We start from the raw sequence: 16162 nt of genomic DNA on the forward strand, positions 1-16162 counted from the left end.
TCCTTTATTTATGAAAAGTAAGTAAAGTAATTTTGAGAAAACTTCATTATATTGGAGGTTAACAATATGACTAAATATCTGCTTAAAGCTTTTTGGTATTTGATGGGTTTCGTTATTTTTAATTTAATTGGACTATTGTTAGATTTAATTGACTTTTTCAAACTTATTGGATTTAACGTACCCACAAATTGGATTCTGGTAAATCCACCGCATTCATATATTTATTTTGGATTAATTTGTATAGTAATTTATTTAACACTTGTTATTTTTTTCTTATATCATGACTATAAGCAATTAGTACAAAACATATCTAATTCTGATATTGCTAAGTTAGATGAAATGGCCAAGGTTTTTCCAAAGGATATGATTTATTACTTTATAGATAATTTGGAACAGACTCGTGTTTTATCAATTAATCAAATAGAAAACTATGAGGAGGGGACTAGGAGGTTTTCATCTCCAGATATGGCCTTGTCTAATAGGAGAATAGAAAAAGCCAGAAAAAAATTTTTAGTAAGTTTTCGGGATTTCATTGACTTTACTGATGAAAAATTTAACCCAATATCTAATCCAAATTTCATTAAATTTTACGGTGGTATGAGTGAATTAGAATTATTAAAGGACGAGAATTTTGAAGAAGATGAAAAGCAATATCTTACTAAGGCTAGGAATTTAAATGAAAGGTGGAATGAATTTCACAAGGTAATATTAAAAGTTGAGCCCGGGTATGTTTGGAAGAAAGAGCGTGAGTAGTAAAGATACAAGTTAATAGGTTTTATGAGATAAATATAGAGTATGAAGTAGAGGTATGGAGTTCATTTTTGATTCCCCTGCCCACTGTACTGTTTTTCTGTAAACACATTTCTTATTAGTTGAAGCTAAACGCCAAGTTTTTTTCCTCGCCCGATTTCATATCTCTAACTTTATATTGATTGCTCCGCACTTCATCTTCCCCCCCCGATGATTACGTTAGGTATTTTTTCTTTGTTTGCCTTATCCAGTGCCTTTCCGATTTTTTGTTACTCAGCTCGAATTCCACCTTGTAGCCCTGGTTACTGAGCGTGGTTGCTAAGAGGAGGGCTTCTTTCTGGGTGTTTAATGGGATGATGTCATAATCAACATTCGATTTTGCGGTACGTTCTTTCTTTGAAGCCATCATCGCAGTGTATATGACATCTAAACCAAACGAAATACCGACTGTTGGAAAAGGGGCATTGGTGCCGAGAAGAACGCCGATGGCGTTGTCGTATCTGCCGCCGCTGCCGATACTTGATTTGATTGACTGGTCGGATAGGAAAATTTCATATATTGTTCCCGTGTAAATCTCAAGTCCTCTGGCCAGGAAGGGATTAAAGATGCATTGGGAACCAGCTCCGAGATAATCCAGAAAGGTATTCAGTTCCAGCAGCGCGGCAAGTCCTTCTTTCACGAGTGTGTTTTGTTCTGCGAAGGGCTCGTAGTAACTGTAGCTAGTATTCTAATTCGAGGCCAGAAACCCCTTGATAGAAAAGTTCCTGTTCCTCGAGCTCAGAGAGAACGGCATTCAATCCAATCTTTTCAAGCTTATCAAGTATCAACACGATGCTTTTAATCTTTTCTGCTGGCGTCCCATATGCGTCAAGCATGCCGGTTAGTAGCTTCCGGTTATTGTACTGAATAACAACTTTTAAATCCATCTTCTTGAATGCATCCAAGGCTATCACCATCAGCTCTGCTTCAGCTGCCTGTGAGTCCACACCGACGATGTCGACATCACATTGGGTAAACTCGCGAAGCCTACCGGTCTTAATCGGTCCATCCCGGAATACTTTCCTGATTTCGTAGCGTTTGAAAGGTTTCTTTAAAGTCGGATTCATCGCAGCGACTTTTGCAAAAGGAATGGTAAGGTCGTAGCGCAGGGCCAGGTCCCTTTCTCCCCGGTCGGTCAGTGTATACATTTCCTCAAGTATTTCAGCACCGCCTCCATATTTCGAGGCAAGTAACTCGGTATAGTTTAGAATTGGCGTCTGCCGACCGATTTTCGGATGTGTAATGAGTTTGAGTCCAAAAAAATTCTGGACATGCTAATTAAGCATTTTGGGTTAAGTGGTGGTTCGGACGAAGAGGTAGAGGACGTAACCAAACACAATGCCTATGATACGATTAGTACCTTGAAGGCGATGCTTTCACAAACGCCGTAATTGATATTTTGATTGGTGGCGGTATTTTGAGTTTGTTAACTGTGGAGGTTTGGTGTCGGATTAGGTTTAATAAATCACATTTTTTTAGGAACGATGATTTTCTAACCTCCAAATAACATTTATTTTCTGCGAAGGTTAAGGAGTCAATGGATACATGGTTTTCTGTATGAAAATTGAAATTCCATCGACCGGTTAGAGAATAACAAACGAAATCCTTTTGTATGAGTTGTTTCAGCGTGATATAATAAAATGAAACTTGATTTAATAGGCGTTTAGCTTTAACAAGTGTTGTATTTAAACTCGTACGTTTCCCAGAATAGGAAGACCTTGGTGCGTTTAATTTTAACAAGTGTTGTATTTAAACTATCGAGCGATGTCCTCCGCTGCTCTAACGAGGCCCATGTTTAACTTTAACAATGGTTGTATTTAAACTTGTCAATATAGATTGTCTCTTTGTCTTGTTTAACTTTAACAAGTGTTGTATTTAAATTCCATGGTCGTTTTACCCTGTTTCACGGTCGTGAACAGCTCAACTTTAACAAGTGTTGTATTTAAAACTGTAAGTTCCTTTGTTGGCTTGAACCGCCAGTCGGTTTAACTTTAACAAGTGTTGTGTTAATAACATAAAAACCACCCTCAGTAAAATGCTAGGGTGGTTTTTTGTTCTATATTTTTCTGGAAGTCATCTTAGGCTGTGTGAAGTGAAGGAGATAATCGGGGCCACCAGCTTTAGAGTCTGTCCCGGACATGTTGAATCCTCCGAATGGGTGTACGCCAACAAGAGCGCCTGTGCATTTTTTATTAATGTAAAGGTTCCCGCAATGCATATCTTCTAGGGCTTCCTGTATTCTCTTTTCATTTTTGGAATGGAAAGCCCCGGTTAAGCCATAGTCTGTATTGTTGTAAAGTTGAATTCCGTGTTTGTAATCCTTCGCCTTCGTAAGGGCGAGAACAGGGCCAAAAATCTCTTCTTGAAAAATGCGAGCATTTTCATTAACGTCCTTGAACACAGTTGGTTGAATAAAGTAACCTTTTGAGTCATCCCCGGTTCCGCCTACAAGAAGTTCCCCTTCGGATTTTCCTACATTTATATAATCCATAATCTTATTAAAAGCTTTTTTGTCGCTGACACGACCGACTACGTGGTTGTTGATTTGAGAACCAACTTTTAACTCCCTGGTTAATTCAACAACTTTTTCTACGACTTCATCGTAAATATCCTCGACGATAATGGCTTGGGAACCAGCTGAACACTTTTGTCCTTGGAAACCAAAAGCAGAAGTAACGATGTCTCTCGCCGCTTGGTCGAGGTCGGCGGTCTCGTCAACTACGATACCATCTTTGCCACCCATCTCAGCGATGACACGCTTAAGCCAAATCTGACCTGGTTGAGTCTTAGCATCTCTTTCATAAATACGTTCTCCGACTTGGAGAGACCCTGTAAAACTAACGAATCGAGTTAGTTTGTGGTCAACAAGGTAATCCCCAATCTCGCTTCCAACTCCCGGTAAGAAGTTAATTACGCCTTTAGGCAGTCCGCACTCTTCCATTAACTCTACAAACTTATATCCAATAACGGAGGTCAGTTCGGATGGCTTGAGACCAACGGTATTTCCGGTAATTAGGGCTGCTGTCGTCATTCCGGCTAGAATTGCCAATGGGAAGTTCCAAGGTGGAATGCAAATACCGACTCCTAGTGGAATGTATTGTAGTTTGTTGTCCTCTGGCGCAAAAGGGTTATAGAGTTCAGGGTCTACGTCCGGATTGATTTTAGTTAGAGGAACTCCTTCAGACATGTCGAGTAGCTGTAGGGCATAATACTCCATTCCATAAAGTCGATGGCTTCTGCGGTGTGTCCGCTTCTCGCCAGTTTTTGCCCGATTCGTAGACTAAACCAGCAGTGAATTCGTGTTTTCGTTCACGCATCTTCTTGGCAGCGTTGAAAACAATTTCTGCTCGCTACTTAGCAGGAACTCGCTTCCAATAATCGAAGATTTGGTGAGCCGTTTGAATAGCCGATTCTGCTTGTTCTTTGTCTGCTTTACTACACATAACCAACGACCTCACTATGGTTTCCTGGGTTACGAGAAACCAGTGTTTCATCTGTATAAATTCGTTCGCCATTAATGATAAGTGGATACTTTTTGCCGAGGTTGTCTTTTGCTTTTTCTAACTCGGTAAGTAACTCTTGCTTGGTTTTTTGGTTATCAAAATTCATAAAGGGTTCGTTTTTGAATGTGGATAGGTGTCTTCTCATAGTATCGTCTCCAATCTAGAATGTTTGCTGTAATCGTTTTCTATACTTTTTTTTGATTTTTTTTTCCTTGTTGTGAGGTATTAGTGTTGTAGAGGCGAAAAGGAAAGCGTTTACAAATAAAGAAATATGGAATGGCGATTTATTCAATCGAAAAATTTAATGTTAAGGGGTGATTTTTGTGGAGAAGGTATTGAGTAACTTTTTCTTGTTTATGTCTTCTAACAAAGTAATAACAAAGGGAGCGAGAAGTTTGGTTTAAAAATGGGGGCAAAGAAGGTTGTTGCGGGTGAACAAATATCTGATGCGATGAGGTCAGTAAAAGACCTTAATGATAAAGGGTTGGTTTGCACGGTAGACCATCTTGGTGAGTTCGTAGATTCTAAAGAAGCACACTGCCTGGATACGTTAAAAGAAATACATATATCCGGTGTAGATTTGAATATGTCGTTAAAACTAACATCTCTTGGGCTGGACATCGATGAAGAGTTTTGCCTTGAAAACATGAGAGAAATCGTAGGAAAAGCCAGAATGTATAACAATTTTGTTCGAATCGATATGGAGGAATACGTAAGAAACCAAAAAACGATTGACATCTATAGAAAACTCGTGGAAGAGTTTCCGGGTCACGTTGGTCTTGTATTGCAGGCTTCCCTTTATAAAACAGGAAAAGACGTAGAAATCCTTGATGAAGTAAGTGCGAACCTACGATTGTGTAAAGGGGCATACAAGGAGTCACAAGAGGTGTCCTTCTCCGAAAAATTTGACGTTGATAAGAACTTCCTTAATAATATTAAGAAACATATGATTAATGGGAACTATGCTGCCGTAGCTACACATGATGAAAAATCCATAGAGGAAATAAAGGGGTTTGTGGAGAGGGAAGAGATAGTAAGAGATAAATTTGAGTTCCAAATGCTTTATGGTATCAGGAAAGAGTTGCAGGAAAAACTGGTCGAAGAGGGTTTTAAGGTACGAGTGTATATCCCGTATGATGAAGACTGGTGGGGTTACTTTATGAGGCGGTTAGCTGAGAGACCGGATAATGTTGGTTTCGTTGTAAAGTCAATGTTCAAAAGATAAATCTTTTTCTATAACGCAGAAATACAAAGCGACAAAAGCAGTATCGATATAATTTTATCTAATTGAAGATAGAGAAACGGCTAAAATGTTGTTATGAAAATTTATAGATGGGAGTTAAAAGGTTAGAAAAGTGAGATAGAATTCTTTGTATCAGGGATTTTAGCATGATATATTAAACATAGACCTCATTTACTCAGTTTTAACTTTAACAAATGTTGTATTTAAAATCGTCTGGGTGCGGGCTGTAGAACATGGTGACAAAATAACTTTAGCAATCGTTGTATTTAAACGAGCTTTTAGCCATAGCCATGTTAATGTCGAACGTGTTAACTTTAACAAATGTTGTATTTAAAATCGTCTGGGTGTGGTGAGTAGAACACTGTGGTGACATAACTTTAGCAATAGTTGTATTTAAACTGGAAGACGCCCCCCACCATGTTTTAAGGGTCTAGTTTAACTTTAATAAGGGTTGTATTTAAATTTTTCGGGGAAGCGGACTTAGTCACACTGAATTTTGTTTAACTTTTGCATGTGGTGTATTTAAAAAAGATGTTCATCTAGCAATAAACAACTTTTACATATGATGTAGCGTGACGTACGGTATTAGACAAACTCCTTTCAGAGTTTGTTTTTTTTATTTTCTGAAAATAAGCATTGACTAGGAAAAAACTACCTGTTAACCTTTGAGTAAGTCAAAGATATTCATTTAGTAATGGCCTTTAAAAAATAAATTATAGTTGCCTTTTCTACAAAAATGAAATGGGGGATTCACGTGGATATTAAAGAGCTGAAAATAACGCTCATCTTAAAGGAGGATGTGCCTTTCAAAAATATTGGGCAAAGAATCGGAGCGTACTTACACCGAGCCATGCTAGCCGACTCTCAGTTGAAAAAAGAGCATAGAGTTAACAAAGTGAAGCACTATGTATATAGTCACCTTTATCCGACGGAGAGTGATGGTGTTTATAAATCTGGGACAGGTTACACTTTTAGAATCAGGAGTGCTAGAGAGGGGTTCCTAAATAGGATGGCAGAACTCCTAACTGATTTCCAGGATGAACTTATTGTCACATTAGGAATTGAAGAATCGAGAGTACCTAATGGTACGGTAAACGCCGTTAGAACACTAACCCCATTTGTTATTACTCTCGGAAAACCTGGGAGTAAGTACTGGAAAGCTTACGATGCAAAAGAAGATATCAAAAAACTGCTGACGAATAATGTTTCAAATCGATTCAAGCAATTCATTGGAGCGAAGGAAGTGAACCATGATTTTATTAAGGAAGTAAAAATATTGAATAACAAACCAACCTATTACAACTACAAAGGCAGGAAGGTTTTGGCCAATAAAGTTGAAGTTTACTTTAATGATGATTTATTCTCAAAACAAATTAGAGATTACGTTGTCTCAGCGGGTCTCGGGGAAAAATCATCGGTTCTGGGAGCTGGGTTCTCGGAGACGATAAGGAGGGCTTAATGAGATGTTGGACTTAGTGAGTGCGTTTAGATTGAACGATAAGGTTAGCAATGGGTCTATACATCAATACAGTTGGAGAAATGGTTTTTATGTTAAATTGAACCCTTACCAGACCGTTCAAGAACAAAGGAGTGAAATTAATAGGCAACTCTTTTTTGTTGATAAGAATAAGGTTGATGAAAGTGATGTTGTAGAGAAAAATGAACTCATTGAATGGGTGTATGGCAAAGATATTCAGTCTCGTGTCATTAAGGATGATGGAAACAAAGCACTGGATACGCCAAAGAAAAAGTTCTATTCAACGCATGTTCTTTCCCTTTCGATGAAGAAAGAGACATACGAACAGGAGGGGGTTAGAGAACATTTATCCAACAAGGTATGGGAAGTATATAAGACACCGGAAAAAATCGAACAGGAGTTCTTTAAGAATGATGGTGTCCTGTCTTTTGTTAAAAAAGCGAACGAAAGAAAAATGGAGTATTACGAGCGATTCGCTTATCTAAAAGAATATTTGCATAGCGAATACCGAAGAAATACCCTTCAAGTTGCTGTTGATTTCTGGAACCGAGAGTGGGACGACCTACTCGAAGTAGTCGCTGATTACGGAGTGGATAAAACATACGTTAGTTTTTACCTTGATTTTGATGACCATGGCACATTTAAAGACAAAGACATCTATGAATGGGAAAGAGAGTGGTACAACGTTCAGAAACTGTTCCCTAGTAATGAGTTCAACAGGGTGGTTGAGGGAAAGGTAATGGGAATTCCCCTTTTAGATTACACGTTGAATAGTAAAAAACCATTCTTTAAAGAGCAAACTCGTATGGGTGGTATAAGTCAGTACCTTACGTTCGATGAAGTTGATTTCCAGTTGAGACTTATGCAATATCTTGATGTCGCTGGCAATAATTCTTTAAAAATCTCTTACGAAGGAGAAGCAAAAAATACCAGAGATAGCATCGATGAAATTACGCCCGGAATAACTTATGTCTACAAGAGAGGGCAAGATAAATCCATCGAATACTACGATAATAATGGTCGTATCAAATGGGAAGACATCGATGTTATCAATGTGAAGAACGTATTAGCTGTAAGCTGGTTCAAGAGTAAAACGATTAAAAACAGAAAGAGTCTTGAACTGGAATTAAGACAGAATATCTTCGGGTTGTCCCCTAATTACAATCTCCACTGGTTGGAAACGGATTCAAAGGAAATTTCGAGGCCGTTTAAGGGTGAAAGCTTGCTGGAGCAGTTTTATAGACAAGGTAGTCAGGTCATCTATGATTATATTTATAAAGGTGACAAACGAAACGTCGGAAAGTATTTAAGGTCAATTACCGTACCATTGCTGGAAAGAAAGATATCCAAGTTTCATGCGAGTAAGCAAATGAAAGATAAACTAAATGCTGTGGAATTCTACCATTTTGTTTTAGCAGTAAGAAAAAGCGTGGATATTGAAGGGGGTTGCTCGGAAGTGGAAAAGATACTGGAAAAAGATTTCGCCTCACGAGAGGACAGCAGTGAATTTAAGCTTGAATCGGAGGAGGAATTTTATTATTACGCAGGGCAACTGGCGTATTATCTTGTATCCTTGTCAAAAAGTAAAAATAAGGATTACTCGATGTTAGAGAATGTGATTCGTGCAAGTAACGCAAGTCAGGTAAAAACGGCTTTGAGAACTCTTTTTGAAACGTACCAACATCGAATCAGCATTCATCACCAAAAGTTTAAAGGCATCTTTAGTCGAGTTTTAGCTTACGGTATCGATGACAAGAAGCGCATGACTGAAAATTACAAAGAAGCACTTATTGTCGGAACCATGGTGAATAACATCTTTTGGCACGGAACAAAAAAAGAGGGGGAAACGGATAGTGAATAGACGAGTATACGGACTTTTAGGTGTTGGTGCAAAAATGGCAAATTGGAATGCTGGTTTCCATGGCGCTCCCAAACAGACGAGTGACGGTAGAATTTATGGAAGTGACAAAGCTGCGGGATACGCCATTAAACATTACTGGGAAAAAAGCGGAGAAAAGGTCCTTTACTACAAGAGGTACACAGAAAAGAAAAAGGATGAGCTAAGTCCGATGTCGCTTAAGCAGTCATATGAAAGAATGTTCGGTGAAAACTTAAGTAAAAAAACGCCACCGAAAAACGTGCTCAGGTCGCTATTTGGGGCAGTGGATGTTGTTAACTTCGGCTGCACGTTTGCAACTGCTGAGTTAAATACCTCCATTACAGGAGCGGTACAAATTGGACAAGGATTCAACGTTGATGATGAAGGCCAAGTAGAGGTGCAGGATATCCTATCGCCATTTCCAAGCGATGATGAAAAGGGGCAATCGAGTATCGGGAAACAAGTAATGCTATCAGAGGGGCATTACGTTTATCCATTCTCGATTAATCCATCGGCGTATGAAGTATATGAGGAACTATTGGACATTGAGAACCCATATACAGTGGAAGTGTACGAGAAATTTAAAAAGGGTGCTCTTAGAGGAGCAACGCATCTTAACAGTTCCTCTAAAGCAGGATGTTACAATGAATTCGGACTTTTTGTTGAGCTGAAAGAAGGGTCTGAAATGTACCTCGAACCTATCGACAATATGGTCGTATTCAGCAGGCTAGGTGATAAAGTAGAATATGATTTTACTAAAATCTCCGAAAGACTAAAAGAGGTTGAAGGAGAAATCGAAGACATTGTTCTTTATTACAACCCTTATAAGATTGAAGTTAGGGGCACAGAAAACTTCACGGAGAAAAACATCTTTACAGACTTATAAATCTATTTGTTGGCACGACGGGCAAAATGGCCTTGTCGTGCCTACTTACCATAAGGAGTAATTGATATGAGAGCATTATTGTTTGAATTAACCAGTGAATTTGGGATGCTGAAAAGGCCGGATATCCGAAGTGGGAAAGGAAGACATTTCACATACAATCATATCCATAAAGTAGCTGTATTAGGCATTATTGGAGCTGTTTGTGGGTACGAAGGTTATAACATTCATAGTCTAAGAAGAAGGCTGGGAGAGGAGGTAACCTACTTTCCGGAGTTTTACGACAAACTAAAGAGCCTTAAGGTTGGGATTGTCCCTAATGTGGAATACGATTCGTTTACAAAAGATGAGTCGAACTTTACAGATACTACAAATTTCTCTAATTCGGATGGGACATTGATGGTAAAGGAACAATGGCTGCGAAATCCAAGCTGGACTATATATATTTTGCTTGATGGTTCGGCTGAGGAAGATGTGGAAAATCGAATAATCGATAAATTCACGAACAAAAAAGCTGTTTTCATCCCTTACATTGGCAAAAACGACCATCCGGCAACTATAAGTGAAGTTGTGGTGTCAGACCTATCTATTGCATCTAGTGGTAAGATAGATTCGTTATTCGAGTTGGCAGAGGGAATAGAAGAAGACATTTTAGAACAAGAAGATGAAATGGATTACTTTCTCAAGGAACAATTGCCGGTTAAACTAAGTAAAGAAAATGGTAACTACGTGCATTCGCAGATGGCGTATACAGATGCAGAAATTAATGTCGAACGCTATGTGTGCGGTGAAACTGGAAAACAGGTGATGTTCGTTTAGGGGAGAGGGAATGATGATAGATAAACTAATTATGAACGAAGGTTCGTACTTCGCCCACACTTCTTCGGAGGTTGGGCGAAGTAAAGAGACTTTAAAAGAACACACTGACCTGGTGATGTATTATTATAACCTTTTCCTAGAAGAAGGTATGGAGAAATCCCTAAGAAAGTTACTGCAAGGTAGTGTGTTTAAAAGTAAGTCGGTTGGCGTTTACACGTTGGATAAGGAAGATGTTGAATTTGTGATGGAAGTTGCAAATGAGGCTGTGGCTATGCATGATGTAGGTAAAATTAATCCTATCTTTCAGTTCGAGAAAATGAACAATACTTTATTCGAAAATGATTATAAAGAACTCGTACGAGAACTAGGCAGTGAACATTCGATATATTCCTGCGCTTTTTTTCTTTGTAGAAATTTAAGAAAAATAGATGAAAGGTATGAAGATAAGAAGAAAAAAAAGGTTCTCTTTCGAATCGTTTATGACCTGTGTTTCGTAATTAGCAAACATCACGGCTCTTTTAAGAAAATTGATAATGAACTTTATTTTGAACTTGAGAACACAATAGCACGATTGCACCAAAAACCAATATTCTTTAAAAATGTAATGATGGGTAACGAATTTGAAGCCTTCGATGTAAAGGCTTTGAAAAGAAAGTTTCAGAACTCTTTGAAGCTGGATACAAATGAAACATTGGATTATTTTATTTTCCTTAAGTCCGTATATTCGTTGCTTGTTACTTCCGATTATTATGCTACGCACACATACATGGCTCTCGATAACGAAAAATTTGGCCTGAAAAAACTGAGCAATGAAGATGTAGAAAATTTGCTTTCGACATACAAAAGCAGTGAACTTTATAAGAAAATAGAAAGCGGTAGGGGGAAAGGATTTAACGAAAAATCCAGTATGAATGAAGTTCGAACAGCTTTGTTTTGGGATGTTCAAGACAACTATGAAAAGAACAGAGATAAAAATATCTTGTTTGTGGAAGCGCCTACAGGCGGAGGTAAGACAAATGTTTCTTACGGTTTGGCTTTGAAGATATGCAAAGAGGAAAAGAAGAAAAGGATACAGTACGTTTTTCCTTTTAATACATTGATGGACCAGACACAAGAATCACTAGAAGAACATCTACCTCAGCAACGGACGCACTTAAAATTACAAGTGTTGAACTCTACAACATCTACGTTCGATAAGAATGATGTGAAAGAAAGAAAACTCAATTATTCGGATTATAAAAAAGGGTTATTCGATAAACAAATGATTCGATTCCCTTTTTCAATTACCAGTCATGTGAATTTTTTTAACATGATTTTTGGAACGAGTAGAGATGCTCATTTAAAACTCCCGCATCTAAAAGATGCCGTTATTATTCTTGATGAAGTGCAGTCCTACGCACCAAAAGTCTGGAGGGAAATGATACGGTTTTTTGATAGATATGCAGAAGTATTTAATTGGAAGGTTATTATTATGTCTGCGACGCTGCCCCCTTTAGACAGGTTGGTACCTGGAACGGGTTTAAGTACGGCAAATCTTACACCAAACTCACGGAAATACTATATGCACGCATGTTTTAAAAAAAGAGTGAAGTTAAATGATGAATTCCTTACGAAAGAACCTTTGAGTCAAGGGGAAGCAATGGATTCCATACACAGCATAATCGGAAAAAATCTAGGGAAGAAGATACTCTTAGAAATGATTACAAAGGATACTGCTAAGAAAGTATTTGACTCATTGAAGGATATCAACAACGAATACGAGGTTCTGAAGCTCGATGGTGATGACACAAAGTACTATAGGAGAAAGCTATTAGAGTACATCAAAAATTATAATAAAGAAGGTAAAACGTTGATTGTTGTGACCACGCAGGTGGTTGAAGCTGGCGTCGATATTGATATGGAGGTAGGAATTAAAAATATATCGATTTTGGACTCCGAAGAACAGTTCGGCGGTCGGATTAACCGGAACTCAAAAATGATAGAGTCTGGTGTTATGTATTTGATATATTACGTGGAGCCCAGGGTAGTCTACAGAGGTGATGTTAGGTTGACTTTGACTTTTGCGACTAAACCTAAAGAGGCATTGGAGATTTTTGAAAACAAGAATTATTTCGGGTACTACAATCGCGTTTTTGACAACCTTGGGATAGACGATGAGGTCGCAGAACTTGTTAATGCTACGGATTTTGAGGGCGTTCGCAAGAAAATGACTCTAATTGAACAGGAACAAGTGCAAATGTTCGTTGATTACGAATGCGAAGGTGTAAGAGGGAAAGATGTTTGGGAAGAATATAAAAGAATATTAGAATTCGAAAAGGATTTTGCTGCGCGAACAATGAAGTTAGAAATGCTCAGAGAAGATATGGCGAATTATTTATTCAACTTTGTAATGGAAAAGCGGGAGAGAAAAGTAAATTACGAAGCACTGCCAATGGAAGGTGGTATGTATTATTTAGAGGATGGAGAAAAGTACATGCGCTCCGTCCCTGAATTTAGTGCCAAATCATTTAATAAAAGTATGTTTATAGAGGATTTTAGCTAATTTAATCATGGTGTGAAAGAAGATAGAAAAATAATTGAAAAACCTTTCATTTAAAGGGTTATAGCATCTGTAGTGATACAATAAACTAAGAACGTTGATTTACTCGGCGTTTAACTTTAACAAGTGTTGTATTTAAACCGTGTAATGATACGAATGAAAGCCTGTCCAACTCGTTTAACTTTAACAAGGGATGTATTTAAACATTACAGTTACATCGGCTACTTCTTTAACACCAAGTTAAACTTTAAAAAAGGTTGTATTTAAACCCAATCAGTCCTCCGTTAAATGTCGCTACGATATGTTTAACTTTAACAAGGATTGTATTTAAACTCGACCACATGGACACGAAGAACCAAAACACCGGGTTTAACTTTAACAATCAGGGGTTTATCGCCGATTACGTTCATGCGCACGGAAAGTATAAATAACAATAGGTATTTGAAGGTTGGCATATGTAAATGTGCTAACCTTTTCTTATTGTTTTCACAAAATAAACAATATCATTTTAAAATAATTGGGAAACAAAAAAACATAGAAGGATGTGTTCTGAAATGAAAATTAACTACCGCGAGCTGAGTGGATACAAAAGAGATTCCAAAGGAGGACTGGGGTTTGAAACTTATCAATACTTCTATTTTTGGGGTCCGGACGAAGACTTAGAACGGATAAAGGGTTTTCTGATGGATAACTTTAAGACAAATTACAGTGAGAAGGGAAGTAATCGAGAAAGCCGCGAGATGCACCTGTGGAGTACTAACAGACATTTCTATTCCGTACTAAACAGTAAGGTTAACGGAGAGGACCGGGATAAAGAAATTTACCTAGACACGAAAAAGGCATTGGAAGAAGAATTTTCAGACTTAAACGTCACAGTGGAGTTTGGGAAGGGGTTCCAACTAACAGCCGAAAAAATTGAGGAATTCGTGAACCATTACGAACTTCCTGAAGACTTATCGGAGTTAGAAACAGAGAAGTTCTCAACCATTCGATATCAATATGTTGGTTTTCCTTTGCTCTCGCCACTCACAAAGGAAAAAATGAGAGAGATGATGGATGAACTAAAAGAACGACTCATCGGAAAGCGGCCAGCAGGCACCGTTTGCTTTACTCTGTAAACCAACACTTCCTGCGTTGACGATTCTCTTGCCAGCCACTGAACGGTCGAACTGAATGTGAGTGTGGCCGCATACGATGATATCTTCCCGTGTGTCTTTTATCATTTCTTCTATTTTACTTTCCTCGGTTTGAACTCTGATTGCTTCCTCATCACTTCGAGGGGAACCATGGATGAACAAGATGTTTCCGAGACCTTCAACAGAGAGGCGTTTGGATTCAGGTAATTGTTTCAGGAAGTTGACCTGGTTCTTAGTGAGCTGGTCAGCACACCAGGCGTTCATTTCAGCAACGAAATCCGGGCAACCGTCTTCAGTGCTGTGGCGATGAACGACTTCTCTATCCGCGTTTCCCATTATATAGAAGAAACCTGCTCTATCTTGCATGAGCGTCTCCATCACTTCCCGAGGCTGAGGCCCCCAGACCACATCGCCCCCAACTACAACAACATCCGCATTCTCTTCTCTAATTTCCCTTAGTACAGCTTGAAGGGCAAAGTTATTACCGTGAATGTCGTATATGGCTGCAATCTTCTTAAGGTGGTTCACTCCCACTTTCATAATCTGTAAACGTGCGGGTGAAATTATATAGTTTACTAAATACTAACATAATTATCCAAGTGTTACTTGAGATAAGATTTTAGCCACAGAGAACACTCCATTGTACACAACAATTTACCCTCTGTAAGTAAAACTCCTATTTATTTTCTCTAATATATATTTCTTTAAAAATCTCCAAAAATAAATCGAGAAATTTAACAAAAGCTTATGTGCGGGGTTTATTATAGTCATTGTTGAGCCCGGGGAACCGGACACCAGCAAACGAATTTGTGATGCGTGGGAGAGATTTTCAAAAAAACTTGACTGTTTGAGAAAATAAAAATCCGCTTTTTTAACATAAGCGAACTTCTTCAATATAAAATTTAATACCAGGCCTCGGGGAACCATTCAGCAGCAAACGAACAATGTGAAACAGCGGAAGCCTTTCAATAAAACCTGACCGTTTGAGAAAATAAAAATCCGCTTTTTTAACACAAGCGAACTTCTCCAATATAAAATTTAATAGCAGGCCTCGGGGAACCATTCAGCAGCAAACGAACAATGTGAAACAGCGGAAGACATTCAATAAAACCTGACCCGTTTGAGAAAAAAATCCGAGAATATCACATAGATGAGGACTTGCCTTGTAAAGTAGAGTTACTAGCGTGATGAACCAGCCAGGCAGCAAGCAAACAATGTAAAACAGCGGAAGCTTTTCAATAAAATCTGACCATTTGAGAAAAGGCTGCCGATGATTTTATAAGTATTATCCTATAGCGAAACTTTTTAGGCTGGGGGAACAGGCCGGCTAACGGGAAGAAGTGACATTAGTAGTCGGAATATTGGCAAAACTGTTGAGGCGTTAGAAAAATATATTCTTGATTTTTTAACAAATACGAGAAACACCAACTTAAAATATGATTACCGAGCTTGGCGAAGTATTCGAAAGAGAGGTTACACAATGTACTGCTTACATAATCATCCGGCTGAAAAAGTCCGGACCAATACAGAGAGAAGAATTCAATCAGTTGCCGGCGGGTTCCGCGGAGGCCAGAGAAGTGAGGTGAGAAGCCATGGAAGAGCACATTCATTCACTTAAGAGGCAGCAGCTGGAAAGGTCATTCAGAAAACATGGTGTTTCCTCTGAAGTACTTGACCGATTCTGGAACATGAATAAACAGAGAGGCAGGGATTTAGGATGAGTGACATTTTAGACCGGCTGGGAGTACCAGGCAGACAAACATACCGTGCAGTGATTAAGCGCGATGACGTGGACACTGACATGAATAGCCATCAAGTCAGACTGAATATTGAGTCTGAAGAAAAAGAGTAAAGTATATCACCCTCGCTTCCGGGCAAATATGATGTTAAAACC

Annotated in this window: 12 protein-coding genes and 1 pseudogene; 9 read left to right on the forward strand and 4 right to left on the reverse strand. The window is 38.5% G+C overall.

The features are described 5' to 3' along the window. Nucleotides 1-66: 66 nt before the first annotated feature. Nucleotides 67-753 carry a hypothetical protein gene (locus CR205_RS12950; RefSeq protein WP_110520468.1) on the forward strand — a complete coding sequence of 229 codons (687 nt, stop codon included), beginning with the start codon at nt 67-69 and terminating at the stop codon, nt 751-753. Nucleotides 754-964: 211 nt separating this feature from the next. On the opposite strand, the gene CR205_RS20720 is transcribed toward CR205_RS12950, so the two are convergent. From CR205_RS20720 to pruA, 3 genes and pseudogenes are all read right to left on the reverse strand, one after another. Beyond that, nucleotides 965-1429, reverse strand: coding sequence for an ATP phosphoribosyltransferase regulatory subunit (locus tag CR205_RS20720; protein WP_268877422.1), 465 nt, complete (start codon nt 1427-1429; stop codon nt 965-967). 40 nt (nt 1430-1469) lie between these two features. Continuing rightward, the gene (locus CR205_RS20725; RefSeq protein WP_328587730.1) at nt 1470-2033 is read right to left on the reverse strand and encodes an ATP phosphoribosyltransferase regulatory subunit; all 564 of its coding nucleotides are present in this window, start codon (nt 2031-2033) and stop codon (nt 1470-1472) included. 812 nt (nt 2034-2845) lie between these two features. Then, nucleotides 2846-4437, reverse strand: a pseudogene (pruA, locus tag CR205_RS12960) (L-glutamate gamma-semialdehyde dehydrogenase). Nucleotides 4438-4698: 261 nt separating this feature from the next. On the opposite strand from pruA, the gene CR205_RS12965 reads away from it, so the two are divergent. The 7 genes from CR205_RS12965 to CR205_RS12995 all read left to right on the forward strand — a co-directional run bounded on the left by CR205_RS12965 (nt 4699) and on the right by CR205_RS12995 (nt 14250). Next, nucleotides 4699-5517, forward strand: coding sequence for a proline dehydrogenase family protein (locus CR205_RS12965; protein WP_110520470.1), 819 nt, complete (start codon nt 4699-4701; stop codon nt 5515-5517). Nucleotides 5518-6289: 772 nt separating this feature from the next. Continuing rightward, nucleotides 6290-6994: a CRISPR-associated endoribonuclease Cas6 gene (locus CR205_RS12970; RefSeq protein ID WP_110520472.1), complete on the forward strand. Its 705-nt coding sequence runs from the start codon at nt 6290-6292 to the stop codon at nt 6992-6994. A gap of 4 nt (nt 6995-6998) precedes the next feature. Next, nucleotides 6999-8873 (forward strand): hypothetical protein, encoded by a 1875-nt coding sequence (locus tag CR205_RS12975; protein WP_110520485.1) that lies wholly within the window; start codon nt 6999-7001, stop codon nt 8871-8873. Beyond that, nucleotides 8866-9777: a type I CRISPR-associated protein Cas7 gene (locus CR205_RS12980; RefSeq protein WP_201745380.1), complete on the forward strand. Its 912-nt coding sequence runs from the start codon at nt 8866-8868 to the stop codon at nt 9775-9777. Before CR205_RS12975 ends, CR205_RS12980 begins: the two co-directional genes overlap by 8 nt. Before the next feature lie 66 nt (nt 9778-9843). Next, nucleotides 9844-10593, forward strand: coding sequence for a type I-B CRISPR-associated protein Cas5b (cas5b, locus tag CR205_RS12985; protein ID WP_110520489.1), 750 nt, complete (start codon nt 9844-9846; stop codon nt 10591-10593). A gap of 13 nt (nt 10594-10606) precedes the next feature. Further along, the gene (gene cas3 / locus CR205_RS12990; protein WP_161524772.1) at nt 10607-13135 is read left to right on the forward strand and encodes a CRISPR-associated helicase Cas3'; all 2529 of its coding nucleotides are present in this window, start codon (nt 10607-10609) and stop codon (nt 13133-13135) included. Nucleotides 13136-13686: 551 nt separating this feature from the next. Beyond that, on the forward strand, nt 13687-14250 hold the full coding sequence (locus CR205_RS12995) for a hypothetical protein (RefSeq protein WP_110520493.1): 564 nt from the start codon (nt 13687-13689) through the stop codon (nt 14248-14250). On the opposite strand, the gene CR205_RS13000 is transcribed toward CR205_RS12995, so the two are convergent. Next, a complete protein-coding gene (locus CR205_RS13000; protein ID WP_236634823.1) occupies nt 14194-14796 on the reverse strand; it encodes a metallophosphoesterase family protein in 603 nt (200 codons plus the stop codon). The genes CR205_RS12995 and CR205_RS13000 overlap by 57 nt on opposite strands. A 1189-nt stretch (nt 14797-15985) precedes the next feature. Here CR205_RS13000 and CR205_RS20730 point away from each other — a divergent pair. Beyond that, nucleotides 15986-16120, forward strand: a complete 135-nt coding sequence (locus CR205_RS20730; RefSeq protein ID WP_268877423.1) for a hypothetical protein — start codon at nt 15986-15988, stop codon at nt 16118-16120. Nucleotides 16121-16162 lie beyond the last annotated feature (42 nt).

The organism is Alteribacter lacisalsi, from assembly GCF_003226345.1.
In the GTDB taxonomy this organism is placed as follows: Bacteria; Bacillota; Bacilli; order Bacillales; family Salisediminibacteriaceae; genus Alteribacter; species Alteribacter lacisalsi.

Bases quoted from the DNA above. Each gene is read 5' to 3' on its own strand.
- CR205_RS12950 (WP_110520468.1), top strand. From the start codon at position 67: ATGACTAAATATCTGCTTAAAGCTTTTTGGTATTTGATGGGTTTCGTT.
- CR205_RS12965 (WP_110520470.1), top strand. From the start codon at position 4,699: ATGGGGGCAAAGAAGGTTGTTGCGGGTGAACAAATATCTGATGCGATG.
- CR205_RS12975 (WP_110520485.1), top strand. From the start codon at position 6,999: ATGTTGGACTTAGTGAGTGCGTTTAGATTGAACGATAAGGTTAGCAAT.
- cas5b (WP_110520489.1), top strand. From the start codon at position 9,844: ATGAGAGCATTATTGTTTGAATTAACCAGTGAATTTGGGATGCTGAAA.
- cas3 (WP_161524772.1), top strand. From the start codon at position 10,607: ATGATAGATAAACTAATTATGAACGAAGGTTCGTACTTCGCCCACACT.
- CR205_RS12995 (WP_110520493.1), top strand. From the start codon at position 13,687: ATGAAAATTAACTACCGCGAGCTGAGTGGATACAAAAGAGATTCCAAA.
- CR205_RS20730 (WP_268877423.1), top strand. From the start codon at position 15,986: ATGAGTGACATTTTAGACCGGCTGGGAGTACCAGGCAGACAAACATAC.